Origin of the sequence: Phormidium tenue FACHB-1052, from assembly GCF_014696675.1 — a bacterium.
Classification (GTDB): domain Bacteria; phylum Cyanobacteriota; class Cyanobacteriia; order Phormidesmidales; family Phormidesmidaceae; genus Nodosilinea; species Nodosilinea tenuis_A.
On sequence record NZ_JACJQN010000005.1, the window covers coordinates 232,904 to 259,048 of the forward strand.

Below are 26,145 nucleotides of genomic sequence, written 5' to 3' on the forward strand. Positions count from 1 at the left end.
TGTGCTGTTTCAGGCGAATACGGTAGCTACCATAAGAAATATCTGACAAGCTGACTGTCCCGTTCGTTTCTCTGCTGTATTGTCCATGACCTCTCTGGTTACAGGTCAAATCGTATTTTTAGAGTGTCGCCAAGTCCGGCTTTATGCCGAAATAATTCAGGTGTTAACCCCTCGCCCCACGGGCTGGCTTAGGCCTCTAGCACTGGTCAGCGAAACTGAGGCGATCGCCCTAGGAGCAGATTTCGACACCACCAGCCTGATGACGACTAAAACAGCAGTACCCGATATGTTATGGCCCTTAGATCAGCTACAACCGGCTTTAGACACCGAGGTCATACCGCTGCTGGCCAGCTTATCAGCCAAGGCTGCGGCCTCAACCTTCGCACTCCCCTCAGACTCTGACCCCAGGCATTTGACTGTCAATGAGTTTGTGCAGTGGCTATGGACCGATCGCCAAACCTCAGATTCAAACAGTCCCAGGCTTAGGCAATAATCCGGACAGTTTCTGTAAAGCTTTCATGAAGATACCAAGGCCACTCTGGGGAAAATACTGGGGTGACCGGACAGTGCTGGGCATCTGGGCGGTGGTCTAGGCCTTGGTTACGATCGATCAAAAGCCTTTAGTTAGCCATATACTGGCTGCGGCTGCGGCTCATCGCGGGGTCCGCCTCCTGGAACCAGTCGAATACGACCCTCGTCCATTTCGTACATGAGCAGCTCTAAGACCTCGGAGTCGCCAATGGGCAAATACCCTAGGCGAGACAGTTCAGCGTTAATGCCCTGCTCAATATCAGGGGTCAGCAGCCCGCTATGGAGTGCTTTTTCTACCAGTCGACGAATGGAAAATGTGGGGGCCATGAACCATTACCTGAGTGTGATTGCGTTACTGACTATTGTCGAGCTTGGCTGCGCTGTAGCCAGTGATGGCACCCCAAAGAAGTTGTGCGTTTTGCCACGGTAATTCGTGATCCAAATCACAAAATGATTCAATCGTTGGAGATATGTTCGGTAGATTCACGGAGGCGTTGAATTAATGAGGTCTGAATCTATATCAAGTTATGACCAACTATGCCCCTAGACATAGTCAAGTCGGCCTGATTCCGACTATCGTCGTGATGTAGCAGACTGGCTTTAATAGTTTTTAACATTATCCATAATCTTGGAGTGTACCGAGTATGCAGACTATGACTAAGGAAATGGCTATTTTTCAAGCTCAGGGCTCTCTCAATGCGTCTAATGCCCACGATTTTCAATCGTCCCTGATGCAAAAAATCCAGTCTGAGCGGGCCGATGGCCTGTTTGTAGACATGAGCCAGGTCGAGTCGCTCGACAGCGCTGGGCTGATCTCTCTGGTGTCGGCGCTAAAGCACGCTCGCCAGCTTCAAAAGCGCCTCTGCCTTTGCTCTGTACCACCGGCTATTCGCATCGTGTTTGAGCTTACTCAGCTCGATCGCGCCTTTGAAATGGTAGATGAGCTGCCTGCCGCTGCTTAATTCTAAGCTCGGCCAAGCCCATCCCCACCTCGCTATAGTATGGTGGTCATGCTCGCGAGCGTTTGGGGCAGCTAGGTCGTGTCTGTATCAGTTAATACATTGGTGAATGCCGAGATTTCTCGGCCAGGTCGTTATCTGGGTAACGAACTGGGTGCGGCTCACAAGCCCTGGGATGGGGCCAGCGTGCGATGGGTGCTAACTTACCCTGAGGTCTATGAGGTTGGGGCTTCTAACCTGGGCCACATCATTCTTTACAGCATATTGAATGCTCAACCTCGGCAGCTATGCGATCGCGCCTACCTACCGGCCCCCGATCTAGCCGCCAAGCTCAAAGCAACCCAAACGCCCCTATTTGCGGTCGAGTCGCAGCGATCGCTGGCCGACTTTGACATTCTGGGGTTTAGCCTTAGCTACGAGCTAGGGGCCACCAACATTCTCGAAATGCTGTCGCTGTCAGGCATTCCGCTCACCTGGCAGGAGCGCGATCAGGCCAGAGCCTTTGCCCCCGAGGCCGGTGCCTGGCCCTTAATTTTTGCCGGTGGCCAAACGGCCACCTCTAACCCCGAACCCTACGCCGACTTCTTTGACTTCGTGGCCCTGGGCGACGGCGAAGAGCTATTGCCTGAAATCGCCCTAGTGATGGAAGAGGGCAAGGCCGCAGGTCTCAGCCACGAAGCGCTACTGCTCGATCTGGCTCAGGTGCCAGGGGTCTACGTGCCTCGGTTTTACGACATGGCTGACGATGGCTCGGTACATCCCAATCGGCCCGACGTGCCCGCTCGGGTGCTGCGCCGGGTGGCCACCCCCATTCCCGCCTATGCCATGGGCCTGGTGCCCTACGTCGAAACCGTCCACGATCGCTTGACCGTAGAAATTCGGCGGGGCTGCACTCGGGGCTGCCGCTTTTGCCAACCCGGCATGCTAACCCGCCCGGCGCGGGATGTGGAGCCAGAGGCTGTCATCGACGCCATTGAAACCGGCATGCGCAAGACTGGCTACGACGAGTTTTCGCTGCTATCGCTGAGCTGCTCTGACTATTTGGCCCTGCCAGCGGTGGGAGTCGAGGTCAAAAATCGCCTCAAGGATGAAAACATTTCACTGTCGCTACCCAGCCAGCGGGTCGACCGCTTCGACGAAAACATCGCCAATATCATTGGCGGCACCCGCCTTACCGGGCTCACCTTTGCCCCCGAGGCGGGCACCCAGCGCATGCGCGACATCATCAATAAAGGGCTGACCAACGAAGAGCTGCTGCGCGGCATCAAAACCGCCCATGAGCAGGGCTGGGGCCGGGTCAAGCTCTACTTTATGATCGGCCTGCCCGGCGAAACCGATACTGATGTGCTGGGCATTGCTGAGACCGTTCGCTGGCTGCGCCAGGCCTGCACTCAGTCGGGACGGCGACCCCTGGCCTTTAACATCACCATTTCTAACTTCACCCCAAAACCCCACACCCCGTTTCAGTGGCACTCGGTCTCGACGGAGGAGTTTCGTCGCAAGCAGCGGCTGCTGCGGGAAGAATTTCGGGTTCTGCGCTGGGCCAAGGTTAACTTTACCGACGTGCGCATCTCGGCGATGGAAGACTTTGTGGGGCGGGGCGATCGCCGCCTGGCCGCCGTGGTGCGCCGCGCCTGGGAACTGGGGGCCGGCATGGACAGCTGGTGGGAGAACCTGGAGAACGCCTTCAAAGCCTGGACCCAGGCCATTGACGAAGCTGATCTCACCTGGAAGTACCGCAAGGTCGATCAGGGCGAATGGAACGTGATGGACACCGATGTGACCGACGTCGGGGTCGACTGCCCCAGCCTTGACGCTCCGCTGCCCTGGGATCACCTAGATACTGGCATCGACAAAGCCTGGCTCAAAGACGACCTGCTCCGCGCCCTAGAGGCGGCCACCGTGCCGGACTGCTCCTTTGAAGGCTGTAGCCACTGTGGCGTCTGCGGCCCTGACTTTGGCCACAACGTGGTGGTGCCACCCCCCCCGATTCCCGCCTTTCTCGGCCACAGCCAGCCTAGCTCTGAGCGGGTGCAGCGCCTGCGGGTGACCCTGGGCAAGCTGGGGTCGATGGCTCTGCTAGGTCACCTAGATATGGTGCGCCTGTTCGATCGCGCCCTGCGGCGGGCCGGACTGCCCATTGCCTTTACCGGCGGTTTCCATCCGGGGCCGCGCCTGTCGCCCGCCAATGCATTACCGCTGGGGGCCACCAGCAGCGGCGAAGTGGTGGACTTTGAACTGATGCGGGCGATCGCCCCTGCCGACTTTCTGCAGCGGCTCGCAGCCCAGCTGCCACCCGAAATTCCGCTATACGACATTGTCGAAGTGCCCTTAGACGAGCCCTCGGCGACTAAGCTCCTCGACCAGGCCGAATACTACCTGCACATGAGTTTAGAAGACGTCAGCGCAGCATCTCCAGCCTGGGAAGATTGGATTGAGAGCGTCTTGGCCCTCGATGAAGTGCCTTGGGAAAAGACAACTAAGTCTGGAAAGATACAACTCATTAACCTGCGAGAGCGCCTACACGAGCTGGCGGTGGTTAGCCCAGAACACCCTCTACCCGTGGGTCTGGAGTATCCTAAAGACAGTCATGGAGTCTGGCTCAGAGCGGTGGGCCACTGTCGCAACGACGGGAACCTGCTGCGCCCGGAGCACGTCGTCTCCATGGTAGAGAAGGTAGCTAACCAGCCGCTAGCCCTACAGCACGTGCATCGCAGCCGACTCATTTTTCTTTAGAAAAACCCCAAGGGGACACCACCATGGACGGAGCACCAGGCCACTCACCACGGGTATCAGTGAAGGGGCAAAGCTGTGACTCTAGGGCCCAGGGCGAGAGGGCGCGGCAGCTCGGGCTGGCGATCGCGGGCGCAGTCCTGCTGATGGTCGGGGGTGCCAACCGTTCCCCAGCCCAGTCGTCGTCGGCCTGCGCCGTTCAAGACGGTGAAGAAGTGGCCATTCTAGATGCAGCCTGCTGCCCCGACGAGCTGCTCACTGCCTACTGGCCAGGGCGATCGACAACACTCAACCAAACCTTTTGTCAACTATTGGTGTTTCCCACTGCGACCTTGGCCAATGGCGACGACTTCACCGATCGCATTGTCGATGGTTCGCTGTCTAGCGATAGCCGCCGCGCCTCCCCTACTAGCATGACCCTGCCCAGCCTGTGGTGGAATCGCGACTCGCTGACGTCGCACCTGGGCGGACGCCGCCTGGTGGAATCGTGGATTTCCTACCAGATTGAAGACTCGGGCACGACGGTGGTCGATGTGATGGTGAACCCCCAGATGTGGGCAGTGCTGACCTACAACGAGCGCTATGCCGTGCTCAACCAGTTCGGCACAGCGGCCCGAGACTTTGGCCACAACCTCCGCTTCTTCCAAGGCAATTCGCGCACCTCCCGGATGGTAGGGCTCTACGCCTGTGATTTTGTCGAGCAGCCGGGGCTGCCCTTAGACTCTGAGAATAGCGTGTATGCCTGCTCGGCCAACCTAGACTCGTCATTGATTGTGCAGCTTCAGCGCAACCTACTGGCCGAGGGGGCGCGCCGCTACCAGCCCACCGCCCAAGCCATACCCAGTCAGACCCCGTAGGTTCAAGCTAGTTACGCTCAGGACAGAGCCTACGACAATACTCATCGTTGGATTCAACCGGCGGAGCTAGGCGCGTAAGCTTTTCCACAGACAACTATAGCGATCTTCAGCTTCGGCATTGAGGGGCAAAAGAAACTCGCTCTGGTCGGCGATCGCCGGAGTCAGCACAATCTCCGGCGGCGTTTGCAGGGGCTCGGGCCGTTGCTGCGGGTCACTCCCCCACAGCAGCGGCGAAGCAGTATGGCCAAAGATGGCGAGCTGGGTAGCGAAGTCATCCCCCAGACAAAAATTGAGCCAGTCGGTAGCGATCGAGGCCGCTTTGGGCACCGCCTGGGGCCGTACCCAGAGTTGGGCACTCAGCAGCGTGCCCTCGGGGGGCACCGCGACGGCTAAATGGCGATACTGTCGCAGCAGCGGCAGTACGTCGTCTGACCAGCCCACCACAGCAGTCGCGTCGCCAACAATCAAACTCTCAAGATAGTAGTCAGAGTCGTAGGTTCGTACCTGCTGGTGCAGGTTGGCCAAAAAGGTGTCTAGGTCTGAAACAGCCGCCGGATCTGCGCTGTTGGCCGAGGCTCCCAAGGCCTTTTGGGCCAGCCCCAGCACCAGACGAGGATGGTCGGGCAGCACCAGGCGGCGCGTCAGTTCAGGTCGTAGCAAGTCAGCCCAGGTTTTGAGCTGAGTCGACTGACGGGGCAAACGAGCAGGGTCGTAGAGCACCACCAGGTGACTCCAACGGTAGGGAACAGCCCAGATGCTGCCCTCAGGGCTAGGGATACCGCTGCGATCGCGGCGCACCAGCTCTGGCCAAATCCGATCCAGGTCTTCCCAGCGAGAAATTGCCGCCACTTCGATCGGCTGCACCAGCTCCTGGCGAATGGCGGGGGCCAGCCAGTAATCGGCCAAACTCACCCAGTCGGCCATCGGTGCCGATTCATTCCCCTTGCCGTGCCAGTCTTGCAGCAGGCCATACAGCCCTAGCAGTGATTCTTGCGGCGTCACCGCCACGCGGCTGCCTCGCTCCGGCAATTGCTGAAACGCCTTGAGTAACTGAGCGGGCACCGAGTTGACTACCATGGCCAGCCGCAGGTTGGCAGCACTAGACCGCTGACACCCGGCCAGCAGCGTAGCCAGGGTAGCCCCGCTGGCCCCCGCCAAAAAGCTGCGACGATTCATGAGCATTTGGCCCTCGCACCCCCTTGCCAGGGGAGAATACTGATTTAAACCATAGCGCTTTAGTCTACGCCCATGAAAGCCGTCCGTGACATTGTCAGTGTCTCGATCACCATTATTTTGGTGTCATTTATTGGTCTCAGCCTGGCCCGGCTAGTGTACTTTTTTCTCCACAGCCAGCAGATTATTTAGAGCAATGCTGTGCTCCTTGATTCACCCATTGACGCTTAAGGACATGGCGACGGCGTGCGACTTCAGGACAAATTGCATCGCTTCCGACATCAGACACCTATCTCTGGTGGCCGCGATCGCACTCAAAGCATCAATCTCTAGCAGCCCCGACCTGTAGGTCAAGGGTTGTTGGTCTCTATGGGAATTAAGCGATCGCCGGGCCGAGGGTAGAAGAAATTCGCATCGCCAGCTCAGTCAGGTTGTCGCCGTTGGTGCAGAATTGCTCGGCTTTGGGGCGGGGCACCCCGGTATTCACCAAATATTCCACCAGCAGGTTAAACAGCATGTCTTCGGCCAGCTCGCGCTGGTCGGCCCAGCCCCGCTGCTGGTAGTGCAGATATTCTTGGCAGCGCAGAGCTAGGTCGTGATAGGCGGCGTTGCTGGTTAAAAACTGAAGGCTGCTGACAATCATGGCGACCTCAGAACGCAGGTTAGCCACAGTCTAACGAAACCGCCTTAGCGAAGCGGCCATTAGGCTAACCGATTGCCCTAAACACCACCGAAAGATTGTTGGCAGGCATAGCGATGGTTTCGACTAGCGCCAGCCCGTGGACTTTGGCGGCAGCCACCACCGCCTCTAAATCGCGCACGCCCCACTCAGGATTTTGGGCCTGCAAGCTGTCGTCAAACGCGGCGTTGCTGGGGGCGGTATGCTGCCCGTTCTGCTTGTAAGGCCCATAGAGATACAGAATACCGCCGGGCGGCAAAATTCGCCCCGCTGCCGCCAGCAGCCCTAAGCAGGCGGCCCAGGGAGCGATGTGAATCATGTTGATATTGACCAGGGCGGTGATCGGGTGCTGCTGCAAGTTGAGTTCTGAGAGCAAATCGCTAAAGTTTTCAGACCCAACCGGCCATAGGGGGGCAGCCGCATCTAACGCGATAGGCGCGTGCAGGTTTTCGGCAGGCGCGGCCTCTCGCCAGGCGGCGACACTGGCTCGGGCACCGGGGTCGAGGTCAGAGGGCAACCACTGCCGAGGCGCGAGGTGGGGCGCAAAGAACACGGCGTGCTCTCCGGTGCCGCTCGACACTTCGAGCACGGTACCGGTGGGGGGCAGCACCCGCTGGAGCACGGCTAAGATCGGCTCGCGGTTGCGCTCGGTGGCAGGGGCATAGCGACGGGCATCGGGCGAGGTGAACATGGCAATGCCTGGGGCGAGGTGAGAGCAATCAGTGTCTGGTGAGAGCAAGCTTTGCCCATGCTACAGAGATACTGCATTGCTCAAAGTTTACCTGTTCTTGCCCCAAGGCTACTGAGATAGGTCTTCGCCTGTTGCCAAAGTTTTTTTGCGGGACGATCGCTTGCGCATAGACGTTCTTGTGTAGCCAATGGCCTGAATCTCGTCACTGTTTGGCCCAAACTGACCGACAACTGACTGCTTCATGGCCAAAACGGCGTTGTGAAATTCCCACTCGGCCGCGCGGGCGCGATCGCGGGTAGCCTTAAATCTTGCTTCCATCACAACTTCGTCTTGCTGGCTCTGCCGCATGGCCCGGTAGGCTTGCTGCAAGGTTTGATGCGATGCCTCTGGCCGCATGGGCACATAGTTGGCGATCACTTTCAGACTGTCTAAGGCTTGAATATCTTGGGCAATGCGCTTGGGCGCAAGGCGACGAGTCGTATCGGTCATGGCGACTGAGGTGGATTAGTGAAAATGGGGTAAAACGCACCAGGTAGCCTCGCGCTGTCTTGCCTTAGATTCACAATGCCCAGTTGGTAGGGAATTTGCTCAGAGAGAAAGCCAATTGTGGCGGTGAAAAACGGCTCTGGAGGCGATCGCAACGCTATTGCAGCTAAAAACAACGGCGTTGTGACCGGTGACAATAGCGTTGCAGGAGACAACAATTTAGTTGCGGCGAAGGCAATAGGGTTGTGAGGCGATCGCGTTGAGTTTGCGATCGCGACAATGCTGTTGCGAAGCTCAGCAATGGCCCTACCGTTGAAGCCATCACTCTACAGATATCGCTGGTGCTCGGTTAACCTACAAAAGCGCTAGGGCCTTATAACCCCTCGTCTGCGGGTTATGACGCTGATATATTCGCCAATGCGGCCAGTGGGGATGGGTGGTGACCAGGCGATTTGGTCGCAGTAGCCCAGCGAAAACAGGGGATTGATCTATCTATTAAGGGCACCATAGTTGCCAAGCCGAGTGTGGCGTAGAGTCTATTACCGATAGGTCGATAAAGTAAAAGTGTCGAGGCAGTTACCCTCGAGGGCAAAGACCACCTATAGCCACTTTAGGCATTTTTCTCTGTTGTAATCACGCCTCGATCGAGAGGTTTACATAAGGTTGGGAATTATGATTCCATTCCGCTGTAGCGTGTGCGGTCAGTATCACGACAATCTTTTAATGGATTTGGCCTATCAGCACCCCGCTGATGTCTTTAAGGTTCCTGCCAATGAACGTCATCAGCGAATCCGTATGAATGAGGATTTGTGTATTATCGATGATACCGAGTTCTATATTCGCGGTGTGCTCATGCTTCCTGTCCATGAGCTTGTTGACTCGTTTCGATGGGGCGTTTGGGCTCAAGTTGATAAGGAAGCATTTGACTACTATCGCACGCAATGGAATGTCCCATCCACAGATAACTTCAGGTCTCTATCTGGTGTGTTGTCTGGAGGCATTGGTGCATATCCAAACAGTGATCAACTGATGATTGCTATTCATTTGCAAGCAAACAATCAGCGCCCACTGTTTGTTGTCTTAGATCAGAAGCATCCCCTTGGAGAGGCCCAACAACAAGGTATTTCACTACATGATATCGAAAGATTTGTCGCACCAGTTGTCACCCGCTAAGGCATATAGAACTGCACCAGTAAAATGTAGCCCGTAGGTTGGGTTTCCTTCATCAACCCAACAACTCCTTAATCACCCACCTCACGCACTTTACCAATCGCCAGCCACCTCTTACGCGCTTTGAAGTCTTTTTAATTAAGGATGCCATCTGGGCATCTTTGAAGAAGCTACAGCTATCTATACTTCTTCATCTCACGATCCAGGTGCTATGAAAACAGTTCGCCCTGACTCCCTAACGGCCCAGTTCTACAACGATGGCCTCGTCGTTTTTCTGTATGACGATCAAAGTCAGGCAGCCATAAAAGCCATCAACCCCTCCATTCTCGAAGGGTATGGTAACAGCGACATTAACTCTGAGCTTTTTGAGGTCACAGAGAAAGGTCTTCTAGTCGCTTATGAACTGCGTCAAGACGACGAGATGGCCCTTGAAGTGGCCATAGGAGACCCTTTGAACGATCAAGAGCGTGAGGCTGTGGATATCTACCCCCACGTACAACGTGCCTATCTCAATCTACCCTCTGGAAAACTGGCGATCGAAGGCTATGGTAATCTCCGGCCTTCCCCTGACTTCGACCCTAACGAGGAACCAGGAGCGCTGCTCGATGTTCCCCCCGGCGAATACATAGTGAGTATTTACAGCCTTGTTGGATGTACTGAAGAAGAGCTTGAAGAGTCGACTAAACCTAACTACCTGTTTGTGCTAACTCCCCTCAGTCAGGCTGAACCACTCTCAGAGCGAAAGCCACTGCTGCATGGGCATAGTTGAAATCCATGCACGGTTTTCAAGCTATCAATATGAGCGTACGGCCAGAGCTAGCTCACACTGCGATCGTGCGCACAGGAGTTATTAACGGCAGCACCGGCCATTGCACCAGCACCGGCACCGTCTTGAGCCCGCTCAGGCTTGGTCTTATCAGGGTCGAAGTCTCTATCAGGGGTTAGAACGCTCAACCCTTCTCCAGATTTGGCCACCGCTGAAACGCGGCCCACGTGAAAGCCTGAATCACGTAGTTGATGCAGAGCTTGCTCAGCCTCCTGCCGAGTCGAAAACAAGGCCAACGGCACGGCTGTGTCGAGTAGATTGACTATCAGTCGTTCCCATAAAAATTTCTTCCGGTGAGGATTGCAACCGGCAAAGTCCATGGCACCTACCACAGCTTAGCTACTCCATCGTTGCTAACCAAACGCTTGGTCACCTCGCTCGGTGACTAGAGATAAGAGATACCCAAGGGCTAGACTTTAGCCCTTGCGGTAGAACAGGGAAATGCATCTAGCCATACTGCTGAAACGCTAGGCGAGCCGCTCCGGCCATACCCGCCTGATTGCCCAACTCCGCCACCAACACCTGCATCCCCTCGCGAGAGCTGAGCAACACGCGAGTCTCTAGCTCCGCTAGGGTCATTGGCAAAAATAGCGCCGCCGCCGCGCTAATGCCGCCGCCAAGAATCACCGCTTCTGGGGTCAGCACGTAGACCAGGCTGGCGATGCCCGCGCCTAGCCAGCGACCGTAGGTTTGCCAAAAGGCGATCGCATCCTCATCCCCCGCCTTGGCCCGGTCAAACAGCGACGCTGGGGTCAATCCCGTCTCTCGCCGAATTGCTTGCACCGAGCAGTGCTGCTCCAGCGATCCTCGGTTGCCGCTGTTGCAGGGTGGTCCCTCAGGGTTGAGGGTAATTAGCCCCAGTTCCCCAGCAGTGCCGTTGCGGCCCACAAACAGCTTGCCGTCGAGAATGATCGCGCCACCGACCCCCGTGCCCAGGGTAAGGGTCAGCACATCCTTAAAGTTGCGCCCGGCCCCCAGCCAGGCTTCCCCCAGACCGGCACAGTTGGCATCGTTGGCCACCGTGACCGATCGCCCCGTCTTTGCTTCCAGCACATCGGCGATCGGCACATCGTGCCATCCAGCTAAATTGATGGCGACGCGGGCAATCCGGCCAGCGGCATCGGCGGGGCCGGGGGTGCCCACGCCAATGGCGACTGCTTCGCGGTTGGGGTCGAGGGATGCGATCGCATCGGCGATTGCCGCAATCACCAACTCTGGTGTCGAGGGCTGAGGCGTGGGCACAGCAAATTCGGCCAGACACTGCCCCAACTGGGTAAAGCGCCCCAGCTTGATTGCAGATCCGCCCAAATCAACGCCGATCATCTGCCGCTCTGTCGTGCCCATGACTAACCCCAACCTTGCAAAATCATGCCAGGGTCATTGTCCCAGATTGTCTGAGGTTTATTTTTGCGCCTAAAGCCAGCCCTTAAGCCGATAGATGGCCATGCCAATGTATTCCTTAAGGGCGCGGGTGAGGTAGTGTAGGTTATCAGTTTGGGGCACCAGACTGAGGGTGCGGCCCTGCCAAGTAGTTAGCCCTGGGTCAGCGGGGTCTTGAGCTACGTGAAAATCGGTCGGTGCTGGTATGGCCTCAAACCCCTGCTTTTTGAAAATCGCCAGGGAACGCGGCATGTGCATCGCTGAGGTCACCAGCAAAATGCGCTCAATGCCAAGATTAGCCAGCAATACCTGAGTGTAAGCCGCATTCTCAAAGGTGTTGAGCGAGTCGGGTTCAATCAGCATGGCGCTGGGGGGCACCCCTAACGCCTCGGCTAGCTCCGCCATATCGGCAGCCTCAGAACGACTCTGCCCCTGGCTCCAGGTAATGCGCCCGCCGCTGAACACCAGCAGCGGTGCTTTGCCCTCTAGATAAAGCCGCGCCCCGTGCAGCACGCGATCGCCCTCTTCAGCCACATCAATCCAGGGTCGAGGCGGAAACTTGGGCTTAATCGCGCCCCCCAGCACCACGATCGCCTCTGCCTCGGGCAAGTTTACCGTGTCCTGGTAGCGCCACTCCAGCGAGCGGATTATCGCCGTCGATACCCAGCTATTGCTGCTGATTAGCAGTAGGGCGAGGGCGAGGGCGATCGCCCCCGCTGCCCACTTGGGCCGTCGCTGGATACAGATCAGCGCCACCACCAGCAGCACACAGGCCAATCCCAGCGGATAGATCAGCAGCGGCAGCAGCTTCGACAAAAACAAAAACATTCCCGCCCTATTCCCTCACGCCCACCTAAATCTTCGAGCCCTATCGGGCAAACCAGGATAGCTCCTCGTGCTACCCTTCACTCCGCTTCCCCAACAGCTCCCGCAGCTCTTCTAATAGCTGCTCCTGCTCCGTTTGCAGAGTTTCTAACCGGCCCATAATCTCACTCAACCGCTCGTCCCCAGCGGCTAGCTTCGGCGGCTTGGCCCACTGCCGCACCAATAGCCCAGACACCGCCCCAACTATCCAGCCGCCAAGCCGAAACGGCAGCTTGACGAGGGATAGCCAAAAGCCTTCGGTGAGGCGGGCGATCGCACTCCACAACCCCGCAAACAACAGCAGACCCACCACAACCAGCACCAGCGCCACCAGCGGGTGCCCCACCAACCAGCCCATCAACGGATGCTCCACCAACCAGCCCTGCACCGGCCTCAGCAGTGCCGACTGAGCCGCATCTCCCCAAGCATTCGTCCAGGTATCCGTCAAACTCCCCATAGCCCGCCTACCCACCCACCCCCTAACCCATCTGCCCATCCACCCATCCACCCCCCCTAAGGCGCTGGAGCCACAGGCGGCGTCCTCTGCGGCTCCGGCGGCTCCGGCGATCGACTGGCCACCAGCCACCAGCCCAGCAGCCCCAGCAGCAGGGCAGAACCCGACACCGCCAGCACCCAGCGGGGCACCCCTCGCGGCGGTTTGCGTTCCGCCGGGGTGGATACAAACTCGTCCTGGGACAGGTTTTCACCGTAGAGCTTGGCCCCAGCGGGGATAGCTGAATCCCGTTGGGCATCGGCTCCAATCGGAATGTTTTGCCCCGCTTGGGTAGGAACCAGAAGCTTATGCTGCATCAGCACAACGGCGGTGTTGTCGTGGCCATTTTTTTGGTTAGCCAGCTCAATCCAGGAGGCCACCGCCGAGTCGAGGGTGACAATATCTTTAATGATCAGGCCGATGTAGTTGGCCCAGGCATCTTCGATGCGGTAGTTGTCGCTGAGACCATCCGAGCAGAGCAGCAGAATTCCCGTTTCGTCGAACACAAACCGCTGAATGTGGGGCTGGAGATGGTCGCCACTGCGGGTGCCGAGGGCCTGGGTGAGCGCTCCGGCATCGCTGCGCTCTAGGGCGTGGGGCCAGGTCTGGCGACAGGCGATCACCTCGCGTCCGGCAATGTCATCGTCAACCGTGAGCGGGTGGCAGTAGTCGGGAGTAATCCAGTAGGCGCGGCTGTCGCCGACATGGGCCAGGTACACTTCATTCACCCGTCCCCAGCCATCGTCGGTCTGCACCCGCTGGGGAATGACCACCGCCATCACCAGGGTGGTGCCCATGCGCTGACGACCGGCCCAGCCGTGGTTGTCGTTTTGAAAACTGATCAGCTCGTTGACGATGCGAATCACCGCTTCAAGCTGCTGAACGACGACCTGGGGCGGCAGACCCCGCAGCTCATTTTGGGCTTCGGCCAGCAGTGCTTGCAGCTGAATTTGCAGCGCCTGCACCGCTAGCTGGCTGGCCACTTCACCGCCGTCGTGGCCGCCCACCCCGTCGCACACCATCGCCACCTGCATGGGGGCAGCTTCGCTCTGGGTGCCCAGGGGCCAGCAGGCATCTTCGTTGCGGGGCTGCGTTGGCCCCTGGGCTGTGGCTCCAGACAGGGCAATCCGGGTGGGCACTAGAGCCGCCTGGCTCAGCAAAATTTGGTTGAGTTCAAGCGCTACGGTATCGAGGTCAAGGAGATCGGCGTCGAGGCGATTGACGAGCGATCGCAGCGGCTCAGACACAGATAGGTGTAGGGGCGACAGGAGCGATCGCCACAGCTCCACCAAATCCGATAGAGTCGGCGGCTCTCCATCGGGCCACAGTTCTACCAGACGCAACCGCCAGCCATCTACCCGCAGGTTACCGGGTTCTAGCAAACTCCTGGCCAAGCCCAGCTCGCCCAGCGTGCCCCACAGCTCCCACAGCTGCCACAGCCAGTTGGCCTGGCGCAGGGGCAGCGCGCTAAACAACCCCACCGCCAGCTCCGGCAGCAGCTCCCCCGCCTGGGGATGGATTGGGGCATTCTCCAACAGCAAAATCGGCGGTGCCCCAGTACGCTCTAGCACACCATAGAGCCCTGGCACATGCAGCCGACGGGGGTGCGACTTAAGGTAAGGCAGTGCTTCTCCAGGAAAGGTATCGGGGGCACTAGGTCGCTGGTCAGGCTGGGTATCGAGCCAAATGCGCGGGCCCACTATTCGATAGCGCTGGCCCACTAGCTCATCAACCGGCAAGGTTTCAATATCAGTGCCGATCACCCAGAGATAAGGTTTATAGCGGGAGGGGCGGCGCTCAACACGGTTCATAGCGTTTACGGGCGGATACAGGCACGCGGCAGAGAGTCTATTAAAACAACGTAATTAAGCCCCAAAAGGCCTGAGGCTAAAGATAGATTAATCCTAGAGGATAGCGAGACATTCAGAAGGGTAACCTGGGTTGGGTTTCGTGGATCAGTAATCTCGACGGAGGCCTAAATTGGGATCATTTTCTTTTAGCCTTAACGTTTCTTGTGGGCTGCTATGAACTACCCTCTGTTTTGGGCCATTCTGGGGGCCGTTTTCTGCCTCATGGAGTTATTTCTGCCCACGGGCTTTGTGGAGTCCACCCTGGGTTTGAGCGCTTTTATCGTGGCCTTTATAGCTCTGGGTGTGCCCTCCCTCAGCGTTCAAATTGTGGCTTGGGTAACGCTGTCTCTATTGTTTGTCTTCCTGCTGCTGCGGTTTGTGCCCAAGCGCACCCCCTACAGTCTGCAAGAGTCAACCGAAGCCCGAACGTTAACCGCGATCGCCCCCGGCCAAACCGGACGGGTGATCTACGAGGGCAACTCCTGGCAAGCTCGCTGCGACGACGAAACTATCACCATTGGGGCCGATCAGCCGGTGGTGGTAGTTAGGCGCAAGGGCAATACTCTCTATGTCATCCCGGAAAGCGCGCTGAGAGCTTAGGTGGGCGAGCCCCAAAGGGTTGACAACCGCTACCGCAAACTAGTTGAGGAATTATATCTATGGGCGGCTTTTTTAGTTTTCTGATTGTGCTGATTTTTGGTGGGTCGATCGCCGCCAGCTCTGTCAAAATTATCAACCAAAGCGACGAGGCCCTGGTCGAAACCCTGGGCAAATACAACGGCAAAAAGCTCACCCCTGGCCTCAACTTTTTAATTCCATTTCTCGACAAGGTGGTATTCAGGCAGACCATCCGCGAGCGCGTACTCGATATTCCGCCCCAGCAGTGCATCACCCGCGACAACGTTTCGATCACGGTAGATGCGGTGGTGTACTGGCGCATCGTGGATATGGAGAAGGCCTACTACAAGGTCGAAAACCTGCAATCGGCGATGGTCAACCTGGTGCTCACCCAAATTCGCGCTGAAATGGGCCAGCTCGAACTCGATCAAACCTTTACCGCCCGCTCCGAAATCAACGAAATTCTGCTGCGCGAGCTGGACATTTCCACCGATCCCTGGGGCGTAAAGGTGACGCGGGTCGAACTGCGCGATATTGTGCCCTCTAAGGCGGTGCAGGAATCGATGGAGCTACAGATGGCCGCTGAGCGCAAAAAGCGGGCCGCCGTGCTGACCTCCGAAGGGGAGCGCGAAGCGGCGGTCAACTCGGCTAAAGGCCGGGCCGAGTCGTCGGTGTTAGATGCCGAAGCTCGCCAAAAGGCCGCCCTTTTAGATGCCGAAGCCCAGCAAAAAACCATTGTGTTGCGAGCCGAGGCGCTGCGCCAAGAGCAGCTACTCCAAGCCAAGGGCACAGCTGAAGCCATGCAGGTAATCGCCAAAACCCTTGCCATCGACCCCGGCACTCGCGAAGCGCTGCAATTTATCATTGCCCAGCATTACATGGAGATGGGATTAAAGATTGGCAGCAGCGACAGCAGCAAGGTGATGTTTATGGATCCCCGCAGCATTCCGGCAACGCTAGAGAGCATGCGGGCGATCGTCGGCGAAGGGCAGTCTTAGGCAAGCTGAGCTGCACGGATCTAAATACGGCGACACTCGAAGGTGCTGTGAGCAATCCAATCACATCTCAGCCCTGCGAAGTGGTAGAGCGTTACCCCCTTCGAAAGCCGGCAGAACCTAGATGTTCTACGCTAGCCAAAAGCCAAGCCTTAGCGATGCATGTTAATTTGAGCTGCATTAACGAAGTACTATCGCTGATGCAGCTTAAATCATCAACGACACCCTAGAGATTTTGTTTTGTTCTGAACTAGGTTTACTACAGATCCTCGGTATCGCAGGGTAATGTGATGATGAATGTTGTTCCCTTGCCAATCTCGCTTTCCACAGAAATGGTGCCCTGATGAGCCTGAACGCCCTGCTTCACAATGGCTAAGCCCAAGCCAGTTCCGGCAATATAATCAACATTTTTCGCTCGATAAAAAGGCTCAAATATGTCCTCCTGGTTCTCTTTTGGAATCCCAATACCCTGATCCTGAATTTTCAGCATTAGGCTACTTTCTTGATGACGGCATGAAACTCTTACATCCCCTCCATCGAGAGAATATTTAACTGCATTAAAGATTAAATTAGTCAAAATTTGTCGGGCAATCATTTCGTCCAAAACAACATTAATCTTTTCTGGATAAGCATCAAAAGAGATGTTGCACCGAGTTTGAGAAATAAGCTTTATTTGATCGATTACATCTTGAATTAGATACGAGAAATCAAGTAAAGTAGGCTTAAATGATTGTTTAGCTTCCTCAACCTGACCAACAGCTAAAACTCCATCCATGAGTTCGGTCATGGTTTGAACCGCGTCTTGAATTCGCTGAAAAGCTTCATCTTTCTCCTTTTTGTCCCAGGTATGACTATAGTTCTTTAGAAGTTCAGAATAGAGAACAATGCTAGTCAAAGGAGTACGAAATTCGTGGGATGCCATGGAAATAAAGCGAGTTTTTAGTTCGCTTAGCTCTCGTTCTTTTTGCAGCGCTTTTTCAACAATCTCCTCTGCCTGTTTACGATCCGTGATATCAAGGTGGGAACCAGCCATTCGATATGGTTTGCCCTGGTCATCCCAGAGGGCAACCGATCGAGATAAAATCCAGCGGTATGTTCCATCTTTATGCTGGAGGCGATATTCCAGGTCATAGGTCGAAATCTCACGCTTCAGATAAGCGGTCAGGGCATTTTGTGCTCGTTGAACATCTTCAGGATGTAATCGCTCAAACCATTCTTCTAAGCAATTGGGAATTTCGTGATCTGCATAGCCCAAAATGTTCTTCCAACGGGGTGAAAAGAAGACCTCTTTAGTCTTCATATCCCAATCCCATATTCCCCCACTAGAGCCAAGAGTTGCCAATTCAAACCGTTCTTGGCTAAGGCGTAGCTTTTCTCCAATCTGATGGATGTCTAAACTAATTTGGGCTAAGCTTGCTAAATCACGCCGTTGTTCAATTTGTCTTGCGACTTGACGGCTAATAATTTTCAAACTCTCAGTCTGCTCAGCACTCAACCTTCGTGGCTCCTGATCCAGAACGCAAAGAGTACCGATCGCAGCACCCTCGGAAGTGATTAATGGAGCACCAGCATAAAATCGAATATGCGGCTCACTAGCAACTAAAGGGTTATCAGCAAATCGTTCATCAATGGATGCATCTGGCACTGAAAATAGAACTGGTTGCAGAATGGCATGGGAGCAAAAGGCTATATCACGAGGCGTCTCAGTCACTGATAGTCCAACATTAGATTTGAACCACTGGCGATCGGCATCAATTAAGCTAACCAGAGCGATCGGAGTATTACAAATTTGGGAAGCCAGGCGAGTTAAATCATCAAAGATATCTTCAGGAGCAGTATCGAGGATACTCAAACGATGTAAAACTTCTAGTCTTTCTGCTTCGTTAGCTGGAAGAGGAGCAATTCTCATTTAATCTTGCTTCTTGTCTTAAATTACAAGCCAAAATGAATAAATCAAGGACGTTTTAGCCTGCTATAAACGTTTATCCTCAGCCAGGAAGGCTTCAAACTGTTCCGCAGGAACGGCTGGGCTGAATAAGTAACCCTGAATTGCCTGACAACCTTGCTCTCGCAAAAAATTAAACTGTTCTTGAGTCTCTACTCCCTCAGCAATAACTCGCAATTTTAAGCCCCTAGCCATCGCAATTATTGTTGTAACAATCGTGGCATTTTGGGGAGCATGAAAAATATCATTGATAAAAGAGCGATCGATTTTCAAAATATCAAGCGGTAGACGTTTAAGGTAATTTAAGGATGAGTAACCCGTACCGAAATCATCAAGAGAGATCTTAATTCCTACAGCCTTTAATTCTCCCAGGATGGCGATCGCAGCTTCTATGTCATCCATTAAGCTAGTTTCAGTAAGCTCTAGCTCTAGACAATTTGGATCAAGCTGGGTTTGACTTAAGATCTGCGTAATAGTTTGTACCAGGTCTTCTTGCCTCAATTGAAACGCTGATAGATTTACAGAGACTTTAAGGGGAATCGGGTGCAGATCCTGCCATATCTTGGTCTGAGCACAAACAGCTTCTAAAACCCAATTACCAATTTCAACAATGTGGCCTGTTTTTTCTGCGATCGGAATAAAGACATTTGGGTCAATCATCCCCAACTCAGGATGATGCCATCGCAGCAAAGCTTCGGCTCCCATGATGCGGCCAGTAATCAAATTAATTTTAGGCTGGTAGAGTATCTGAAATTCAGAATGCTCCAGGGCAACATTCAATCCCTTTTCTATTAAACTATTTTGCTCCGTCTTAGCTCCCATTTCTACCTCATAGAAATGATAGCTATCTTTCCGAGACTGCTTAGCAAAACCCATAGCCATTTCGGCATGGCTTAACAACTTACCAAAGTCACTCTGATCGTCAGGATAGAGAGCAATGCCAATATTAGCCTGCACCAAAATCTTATGATCGTTGAGCCAGTAAGGATTCGCAAGACTACTCAAGATGGCCTTGACCTGATCCTCAACGGTCTTCCTGTCTAAGGCGTTAACCAAAACCATGGTAAATACATCAGCATTGATTCGAGCTACTACATTTTCTTGGCCTGCAATTTCGAGCAGTCGTTCAGCTACAGCTTGAAGCAGCAAATCTCCCGTTGAGTAACCAAAGGCATTGTTGACAGCTTTAAACTGGTGTAGGTTTATACACAAAATCGCCATCATTTGTTGACGACGTTTTGCTATTGATAGAGCTTGCTGAAATTTTTGATATAGCAGAATACGGTTGGGCAGCTTAGTGAGTGCATCCTGATACGCTAAGGCGCTAATTTGCTCAGTTGCATGCTTCATCTCTGCAATGTAAGGATCAACAATCGCATTTTTTTTGTATAACCGACTGTTAATTGCCTCTGCCAATTCAGCCGTTGTGAACGGCTTAGCAAGATAGTCGTCTGCACCCAAGTTCATTCCTTTACGAATATCTAATCTGTCAGCCTTAGCCGACAAGAAAATGAAGGGAATGACCATCATTTCCGGATCTTGATGCAAGATTGTATAGACTTGATAGCCATCTATCTCTGGCATCATGATGTCACACACAATCAGGTCTGGAAAATGCATTTTTGCCAGTTGAATTCCAGCCTCACCATTCTCCGCTCCAAGTGCTTCAAAACCGAGGCAGCTTAAAGACTGGACAATGCCTTCTCGAAGATCCTGAGTATCTTCAATGACTAGAATTTTTGCCATGGTTGCATTTTCTCCTTACCGCGTTTCAACGGTTCCTAATGAAAGTTAAAGTTGCAGGTTATGCCACTATTGGACAACGTGCTGATTGAGCCAAAGAATCCTATAAAAATTTTGTCGTTGCACCTAGTTACACTAAACTGTTCTAAGCTCTAAACAGAACCGCGATAAGCTAACAGAAGCAGATCTGAACACCAAAACTTTAATGTTTTGATGAATGAGGGTGTTAATCCAATAAGCTTGCTGACAAATCCTAGAGTACCCAGTCGCTCAGGACAAACTCCTATAGCTACGACCGATTATTCGTTATGCAACTGATGATATTAAGAATATTTAAAGGCAAAAAGCCTTTGTAGAGGGTATGGCGCACTGATGTCGACATAAGCCCAAAGTCATCAAACATAGGCCAAGCCCTTCCCTTAGATGCCACTATCACCCTTGGACATCCAATTCGAACTGATTACATAATTTGGATCACGACCGAGATATTAAACCCCATGTTTTGTCAACAGCGCGGTCCATCACTAAGTGGCAGCGAGCTCAAGCTTTTGACAACATTGATCACGCTGTAGATTCATCTAAGGCAGCCACTACCTGGTCGTAGATCTCGCGGGCGTGGTTGGGGCTGGTGCCAATGCAGGTGAGGCCTACCTTGCCATACTCCGACAGACAGCCCATGAGGTGGAAGGTCGCCCCTACTCCGCTAATGGAGTTGAAGTGTAGCTGCTTGGCGACGATGATATCCATCAGATCGCTGGGCAGCAGACCTCGGTATTGAGGTTTTTGCAGGTTGTCAGAGGCACGGTAGTAACGCACCTGTTCTTGCTTGGTGTAAAATAGCCCGTCGGCTTGGTGAAAGCGGCCCTCAGTCAGCATTTTCATGGCCATGAGGGGATGGGTCGTGCCACCTTTACGCAGGTTAATTTCAATTGCTTGGAGATCCCACTGGGGGGCTTTGGGGTCACCCTTGGCGACGGCGATGAAATCGACACCGTAGCGCTCTAGGGCACCTTGGCGGGCTAGTTCTTCGCCGATGCGCTGCCCCATATCTTGAATCTCAAGGCGATAGTCGGGCCGAGCTGGGAAAGAGCAGCCGAGGAAGATTTGCCCATCGGGACCGCCCAGCTCCTGGTCGTGGGTGGAGAGGATTTCGACTTTGCCCAGGGGGGTAATGCGGCCCTGTACGCTGGGGGATTCTTTGTGATCGCCTTCCACAAAGGCTTCGGCGATCGCCCCCAGTACCGGAATCTTGGCCGAAAAGTGCTCCCAGGTTTCGATACCACTCTGAAAGCTCAGGGTGTGGAAGGCTGCGGTCAAAGCTCGAACGCGATCGCCATGGCCCGCACTTCCCGGAGCCACAGCCGACAATTCTCGCAGATCTAAAATCGCGTTACCTTCCCCCGAAAAGCCCTCGTTGAGCTTGATCACCATACGCTTGAGGTTGGGGTCTTGCTCCCACACCTCGGCGGTAACTTGGGCTAGAGAGGATTCGTCGAACACCAGCTCACTGCCGATAGGGTGGGGAATGCCACAGCGTCTAAAAATCTCGCGGCTGCCGCTTTTGGTGCCCCAGTGCAGGAGATCGGGGTCGAGGGCCAACAGGGGAAGCCCCAGGGCCAAAGACAAATCGCGCTCCCAGACGGTGGAGTTGTAGCAGGTCATGTAGGCGCGATCGGGATTGATCGCCTTGCGAATGCGGTTGAGCAGGCGGGGGCGCTCCAGCAGCTTTTGGCTGAGGGGCTTACCTGAGCTGTCGTAGGCCGACAGCAGGGTGAGGCGATCGCGGGCGTGGGAACTGGGAATGCCCGGCAGCAGCTCTAGATAGTAATCGACAATGCTGGGATGCAGCGGCTGTGAGGTGACGTAGACCAGGTGCGTGTTGGGGTTGCGCAGCCGAATCAGCGAAAACAGCAGCCGCTCTTCGTAGTGGTTCACCCCCTCAATTTTTTGCAGCTCTTCCTGATCGAGGCTGAGTGAGGGCACCACCACCACATGCCGCTCCTGGGTGTCAAATTCATCGGTTGAACACCAGCGATCGCGCAGCGTCTGCTGTAGTTGCTGAAAGCTGGGCCTAGCCTGTAAGCGCGCCGGTTCTGTAGCCATAGCCGCCTCGTTCGCCGTCACCATACTGACTACCCTCGCGATCGCTCGATCGTTTTTGAAATAAAAGGTCTGCAATGAAACGAGTATAGTCGAAAGCCCCTGCCAGCCTGCCCAGGCCCATCTACTAGCGCGTTTCCTCACCCTAGATCAATATTTTCACACCAATCGTTGGCCCTTGCTATCCCCACTAAGGTATAGGAGCCGAAGTGCTGGTTGCCGTTCCCTGGGCGATCGCTCAACCGCCTGCCGTCAGGGGTTAACAGCCTGATCTAAGCTGCGCCACCAGCAGCAGTAGTTGGTCAATTTTCTCTCGCAGAACGCTGGCGTGCTGGTTTGAGTGGTTGATCACAATGCTAAACACCAGAGGCTCGTAGTTGGGTGGCTGCACGTAGCCTGACAGCGCTACGTTGCCGGTCAGCGCTCCCGATTTTCCCTGCAAACGCCTTTCTAGCGCGGTGCCCCGCAGCCTATTGCCCAGGGTACCGTTCTGGCCTGCGATCGCCAGCGAATCTCGAAACACGTCGCCTTGGGGATGAGTGGTCATCACCTGTAGGGTATCGACTAGCGCGATCGGCGACACCAGGTTGTGCCGCGATAGCCCAGAACCATCCGCCAGCCGCAGGGCTGACGCATCTACCCCAATTTCTGCCAGCGCTGCCTTGACCGCCTCCCCCCCGGCTTGGCTCGCCTCCTCAACATCATCCCCCTCGGTGATATTTCCCCCCGCCGTTACCCCCATGGTTTTAAACAGAGCCTCGGCGTAAAGGTTGTCGCTATCGCGGTTGGCCAAAACCATCAGTTCTCGAACGGAGGGCGACTCGATCGCTGCCAATTCTGGGTCTGCGATCGGGGCTGAGGTTTGCACAATCACCGTTTGCCCCACCGCCACCGACTGCCGCCGGAGGGCCTGCTCCATCGCCGCCGCAAACTGCTGGGCGGGGTTCAGCACTGACAAATTCAGGGTTTGAGAACCGCTCCCCTGGGTCAGTTGTCCCGTCAGTCGAATTGAAGGCGAATCCCCTGTGCGCCAAAGAGCTAAGGGTGTGGTGGGTGCTCCAGCCGCCACAGTTGTGGAATCGTTTGCCACCGGCAGCGGGCCAGCGGGTAAGGGCTGGGGCCACACCACCGCCAGCGGACTGCCCACCTGAGTGGGGGACAGTTGTAGGGCGATCGCATTGCGGTTGAGAATCAGGCTGTTAACCGGAGCCGCGTAGGCAAACTGGGCGTCTTCCCACTCCCAGGTGGGGTTGGTGGCAAACCCTGGAAAATAGGAATCGTCAATGGTGAGGCGGCTGACCTGATTCACCCCAGACTGGGTCAATTGCTGAACCAGATTATCGAGTTGCGCCGTTGTCAAACTGGGATCACCCCGTCCTACCACCCGCAGCGCGGTGCTTCCCCCCTCGTCAGGCGTGCCATAGATGGAGGTGCGCAGGCGGTAGTAGCCCCCCAGTTGGTGAGCCGCCGCCGCCGTGGTCAGCAGTTTGATATTAGACGCTGGCGTAAAGAGGCGATCGCCGTTGCGGTTGTAGAGCGTGCGGCGATTTTGCCCCTGGGTTTGTAGCACCATCCCCGTGTAAGCATTATCTAAGGGAGATTGGCTGAAGGCACTGTCTAGCTGAGTCGTCAGCTGGGCCGGGCACAGAGCCGCTATGGCCTCAATAGCAGGAAGCATTGCCCCCAACCAGCCAAGAGCCAATCCTAGACCGACAGACTTAGCCCGTGATTTCACCATGCGCAAACCCATCCAACCTGCCTTAGCGTTCAGACCTAGTCCCTAAAACCGCGATGGCGCTTTTGCAGGGTCTCGACCTGTGCAGCGATCGCCGGATCGTAGAGCCGCAGATAGTTCCAGTAGCCACCAAAGACTGATTGCACATAGCCCTTCGTTTCGGGGTACGGAATTTTCTCGGCAAAGTCGTCGGCATCGACAAAGCCACCTTTGTTGATCCAACCCGCTACCGCTCCCGGCCCGGCATTGTAGCTAGCCACTGCAAACAGCGAGTGGTTGTCATACTCCGAATGGGTGTAGTCGAGGTACCAGGTGCCCAGCTTGACATTGTCCTCAGGGTTGGTGAGGTCATAGCTCTCTAACCCCGCCCGGCCCTTGATCCACTCGGCGGTGGCGGGCATCACCTGCATTAGACCCGCCGCCCCTACGCCAGAACGAATCTTGGCCTCAAAGCGCGACTCCTGACGCATGAGTGCGGCCACCAACAGGGGATTGAGCTGCCGCTCTGCCGCCCAGGTGGTAATCAAACCTCGGTAGGGCATCGGATAGACCCCATGCCAAAAGTCAGGGCGCTGCTTAAGATCGTGCACCACCTCAATGTCTTTAGGATCTTCAGCCAGGCTGAGGCTCGACACCTGATAAATGCCGTTGATGTTGTCGTTGGTGCCCAGACGCATCAGCCCATCGACAAACTGCTCCTCCGGCGTGGGGTCTTGGTAGTTGGTGTACTCTATCTGCCACTGCTCCCAGGCCCGCTGATCTTGCCCCAGCAGGTAAAGCTCTTGCAGCGTGTCAGAGCCCGTGGGTAGAGGGGTGCGGTGGGCAGGCGGGGTCACTGCTGGGGTCTGCGATCGCACCGATTGAAAATCCCCCACGTTCCAGCCCAGGGCCACCGCCGACCGCCAGGCATAGTACGACTCGGGATGACGGGCGATCACGCTTTCTAAGGCACTCTGGGCGACATCGCGCTGGCCCAACTGGTAGCCCCACTTACCCACCCAGTACCCGGCATCGGCAGCCAGATCGCTGTCAGGGCTATACTTGAGCACATCACCGCCCCAGCTCAAGGCCATGGTCAGGTCACCCTGCTCGGCAGCATTTCGGGCGTTTTGTAGGCGAATGTTGGCCGCCGCATTGGAGTCTTTATACTCCTTGAGAATCAGCTCGCGGGTGCCCTGGGCCGATGCAGCGCTGTTTAACTTATCGAGAATTTTGGACCGCTCTAGCAGCGCCTCCGCCGCCCGATCTGGGAAGCGGTTGACCACCTGGTCGAGCACCCCGAGGGCTGCTTCGTCAGGCACGCTCTGGGCCAGGCGCAGCAGCCCAGTGGCGGTTTCAGATGCGTCGGGAAACTGCTGATCGAGGCGGTTGTAGAGGGCGATCGCGCGATCGCGATTACCGCTTACCTGAGCTCCTCGCGCCGCCCGATACAGGTTGCGAGGCGATGGCGGGGCCTGGGCATAGGCCACCGCCGCATCGCCGTAGCTGTCGATCCGCCAAAAACCAAAGCCTACAGTCTGCCAATCTTCCGGGCTGAGCTGGCTGGCGAACTCTGTCTTAAGCCGCAGCAGCGCCGCCCCCGCGCTGGGGTGGTGCAGCCCGGCTCGCGCCATAATCATCAGCAGCGGCAGGGTATCGGCGCGGTTGGGGTCGGCGGTCAGCCGCTGGTGGGCCACCTCCACCGCCTTAGGGTGGTTGGGAAACTGCTGCACCAAACGATCCCAGTAGGCCGGATCTTGCTGGCCCAGCTCAAAGAGCAGCGGGGCGATCGCGCCGCTTTTCTCATACTCTTGCAGCAGGCGCTGCTGGGTTTGCTGGGCCGCCTCGGCCTGCCCCGCCGCCCGCTGAGCCTGGGCCAGCGCCAGCGCTACGTAGGGGGCCATCGCCGGGTACTCTTTCTCCAGCCCTTCTAAGAGGGGAATTGCGCTGCCGCCGCGATCTTGGGCAATCAAGTCCAGCGCCAGCAGATAGCGGGCTCGACTCTGGGTGAGCAAATTTCTCCCATCGGTCAAGGCCACCAGCGCCGCCTGGCGCTGCTCTGCGGGCTGTAGGGCGAGCGCCAGCACTGGGTCATCGGCATCTAAAACCGGCGATCGCCCCAGGCCCGGCAGCAGTGACTCTTCTAAAATTGTGGTGGAGTCGCCCGGTGACGACACCGTATTCACCAGGGCAGCGGCCATCCCCAGAGACAGGGCCCCAAGCCCCGCGATCGCCACCAGGGGCAGCTTCGCCTTTAACCGTTTCACCATGGCACGCCCATGCACTCTAGATAAGGGTTGTAGTCGAAAAGTTAGCCCGTGGCGCAGCGGGAAAGCCG

23 protein-coding genes are annotated in these 26,145 nt (G+C 55.8%); 8 read left to right on the forward strand and 15 right to left on the reverse strand.

What is annotated here, in order from left to right:
• The first annotated feature begins 85 nt into the window (after nt 1-85).
• Nucleotides 86-493: a hypothetical protein gene (locus H6G07_RS09810; RefSeq protein WP_073609653.1), complete on the forward strand. Its 408-nt coding sequence runs from the start codon at nt 86-88 to the stop codon at nt 491-493.
• A 131-nt stretch (nt 494-624) separates the two neighbouring features.
• On the opposite strand, the gene H6G07_RS09815 is transcribed toward H6G07_RS09810, so the two are convergent.
• Nucleotides 625-858 carry a hypothetical protein gene (locus H6G07_RS09815; protein ID WP_073609654.1) on the reverse strand — a complete coding sequence of 78 codons (234 nt, stop codon included), beginning with the start codon at nt 856-858 and terminating at the stop codon, nt 625-627.
• Nucleotides 859-1,175: 317 nt separating this feature from the next.
• Between H6G07_RS09815 and H6G07_RS09820 the strand changes: the two genes are divergently transcribed.
• The 3 genes from H6G07_RS09820 to H6G07_RS09830 all read left to right on the forward strand — a co-directional run bounded on the left by H6G07_RS09820 (nt 1,176) and on the right by H6G07_RS09830 (nt 5,080).
• Complete coding sequence (locus H6G07_RS09820) at nt 1,176-1,493, forward strand: STAS domain-containing protein (RefSeq protein WP_073609655.1); 318 nt, start codon at nt 1,176-1,178, stop codon at nt 1,491-1,493.
• 78 nt (nt 1,494-1,571) lie between these two features.
• A complete protein-coding gene (locus H6G07_RS09825) occupies nt 1,572-4,226 on the forward strand; it encodes a TIGR03960 family B12-binding radical SAM protein (protein WP_073609656.1) in 2,655 nt (884 codons plus the stop codon).
• A gap of 23 nt (nt 4,227-4,249) precedes the next feature.
• A complete protein-coding gene (locus H6G07_RS09830) occupies nt 4,250-5,080 on the forward strand; it encodes a hypothetical protein (protein ID WP_139297103.1) in 831 nt (276 codons plus the stop codon).
• A 66-nt stretch (nt 5,081-5,146) separates the two neighbouring features.
• On the opposite strand, the gene H6G07_RS09835 is transcribed toward H6G07_RS09830, so the two are convergent.
• The 4 genes from H6G07_RS09835 to H6G07_RS09850 form a co-directional block, all read right to left on the reverse strand.
• Nucleotides 5,147-6,256, reverse strand: coding sequence for a substrate-binding domain-containing protein (locus H6G07_RS09835; protein WP_171973051.1), 1,110 nt, complete (start codon nt 6,254-6,256; stop codon nt 5,147-5,149).
• A gap of 373 nt (nt 6,257-6,629) precedes the next feature.
• Nucleotides 6,630-6,923: a hypothetical protein gene (locus H6G07_RS09840; RefSeq protein ID WP_073609659.1), complete on the reverse strand. Its 294-nt coding sequence runs from the start codon at nt 6,921-6,923 to the stop codon at nt 6,630-6,632.
• A gap of 37 nt (nt 6,924-6,960) precedes the next feature.
• Nucleotides 6,961-7,623 carry a DUF938 domain-containing protein gene (locus H6G07_RS09845; protein WP_073609660.1) on the reverse strand — a complete coding sequence of 221 codons (663 nt, stop codon included), beginning with the start codon at nt 7,621-7,623 and terminating at the stop codon, nt 6,961-6,963.
• Between the two features lie 108 nt (nt 7,624-7,731).
• Nucleotides 7,732-8,112, reverse strand: coding sequence for a hypothetical protein (locus H6G07_RS09850; RefSeq protein ID WP_073609661.1), 381 nt, complete (start codon nt 8,110-8,112; stop codon nt 7,732-7,734).
• 669 nt (nt 8,113-8,781) lie between these two features.
• Between H6G07_RS09850 and H6G07_RS09855 the strand changes: the two genes are divergently transcribed.
• Nucleotides 8,782-9,282 (forward strand): DUF2199 domain-containing protein, encoded by a 501-nt coding sequence (locus tag H6G07_RS09855; protein WP_073609662.1) that lies wholly within the window; start codon nt 8,782-8,784, stop codon nt 9,280-9,282.
• Nucleotides 9,283-9,490: 208 nt separating this feature from the next.
• The gene (locus tag H6G07_RS09860; RefSeq protein ID WP_073609663.1) at nt 9,491-10,048 is read left to right on the forward strand and encodes a hypothetical protein; all 558 of its coding nucleotides are present in this window, start codon (nt 9,491-9,493) and stop codon (nt 10,046-10,048) included.
• A 47-nt stretch (nt 10,049-10,095) separates the two neighbouring features.
• Here the strand turns inward: H6G07_RS09860 and H6G07_RS09865 are convergent, their stop codons facing one another.
• The 5 genes from H6G07_RS09865 to H6G07_RS09885 form a co-directional block, all read right to left on the reverse strand.
• Complete coding sequence (locus H6G07_RS09865) at nt 10,096-10,437, reverse strand: general stress protein (protein ID WP_139297104.1); 342 nt, start codon at nt 10,435-10,437, stop codon at nt 10,096-10,098.
• 115 nt (nt 10,438-10,552) lie between these two features.
• Nucleotides 10,553-11,449: an ROK family protein gene (locus H6G07_RS09870; protein WP_073609665.1), complete on the reverse strand. Its 897-nt coding sequence runs from the start codon at nt 11,447-11,449 to the stop codon at nt 10,553-10,555.
• Between the two features lie 69 nt (nt 11,450-11,518).
• On the reverse strand, nt 11,519-12,313 hold the full coding sequence (locus tag H6G07_RS09875; RefSeq protein WP_073609666.1) for a YdcF family protein: 795 nt from the start codon (nt 12,311-12,313) through the stop codon (nt 11,519-11,521).
• Between the two features lie 70 nt (nt 12,314-12,383).
• Nucleotides 12,384-12,806 carry a hypothetical protein gene (locus tag H6G07_RS09880; protein WP_190740704.1) on the reverse strand — a complete coding sequence of 141 codons (423 nt, stop codon included), beginning with the start codon at nt 12,804-12,806 and terminating at the stop codon, nt 12,384-12,386.
• A 56-nt stretch (nt 12,807-12,862) separates the two neighbouring features.
• On the reverse strand, nt 12,863-14,653 hold the full coding sequence (locus H6G07_RS09885; RefSeq protein WP_073609668.1) for a protein phosphatase 2C domain-containing protein: 1,791 nt from the start codon (nt 14,651-14,653) through the stop codon (nt 12,863-12,865).
• A 213-nt stretch (nt 14,654-14,866) separates the two neighbouring features.
• Between H6G07_RS09885 and H6G07_RS09890 the strand changes: the two genes are divergently transcribed.
• Nucleotides 14,867-15,292, forward strand: a complete 426-nt coding sequence (locus tag H6G07_RS09890) for an NfeD family protein (protein ID WP_073609669.1) — start codon at nt 14,867-14,869, stop codon at nt 15,290-15,292.
• 59 nt (nt 15,293-15,351) lie between these two features.
• Nucleotides 15,352-16,308, forward strand: coding sequence for an SPFH domain-containing protein (locus tag H6G07_RS09895; RefSeq protein WP_073609670.1), 957 nt, complete (start codon nt 15,352-15,354; stop codon nt 16,306-16,308).
• Between the two features lie 256 nt (nt 16,309-16,564).
• Here the strand turns inward: H6G07_RS09895 and H6G07_RS09900 are convergent, their stop codons facing one another.
• From H6G07_RS09900 to H6G07_RS09920, 5 genes are all read right to left on the reverse strand, one after another.
• Nucleotides 16,565-18,214 carry an ATP-binding protein gene (locus tag H6G07_RS09900; RefSeq protein ID WP_073609671.1) on the reverse strand — a complete coding sequence of 550 codons (1,650 nt, stop codon included), beginning with the start codon at nt 18,212-18,214 and terminating at the stop codon, nt 16,565-16,567.
• Between the two features lie 63 nt (nt 18,215-18,277).
• Nucleotides 18,278-19,996: an EAL domain-containing response regulator gene (locus H6G07_RS09905; RefSeq protein ID WP_073609672.1), complete on the reverse strand. Its 1,719-nt coding sequence runs from the start codon at nt 19,994-19,996 to the stop codon at nt 18,278-18,280.
• A gap of 558 nt (nt 19,997-20,554) precedes the next feature.
• Nucleotides 20,555-22,120, reverse strand: coding sequence for a peptide ligase PGM1-related protein (locus H6G07_RS09910; protein WP_073609697.1), 1,566 nt, complete (start codon nt 22,118-22,120; stop codon nt 20,555-20,557).
• Between the two features lie 232 nt (nt 22,121-22,352).
• Nucleotides 22,353-23,771 carry a D-alanyl-D-alanine carboxypeptidase/D-alanyl-D-alanine endopeptidase gene (gene dacB, locus H6G07_RS09915; RefSeq protein ID WP_171973053.1) on the reverse strand — a complete coding sequence of 473 codons (1,419 nt, stop codon included), beginning with the start codon at nt 23,769-23,771 and terminating at the stop codon, nt 22,353-22,355.
• Nucleotides 23,772-23,866: 95 nt separating this feature from the next.
• Entirely contained in the window at nt 23,867-26,077 is a 2,211-nt protein-coding gene (locus tag H6G07_RS09920) for a lytic transglycosylase domain-containing protein (RefSeq protein WP_073609674.1), read from the reverse strand.
• Nucleotides 26,078-26,145: the final 68 nt, after the last annotated feature.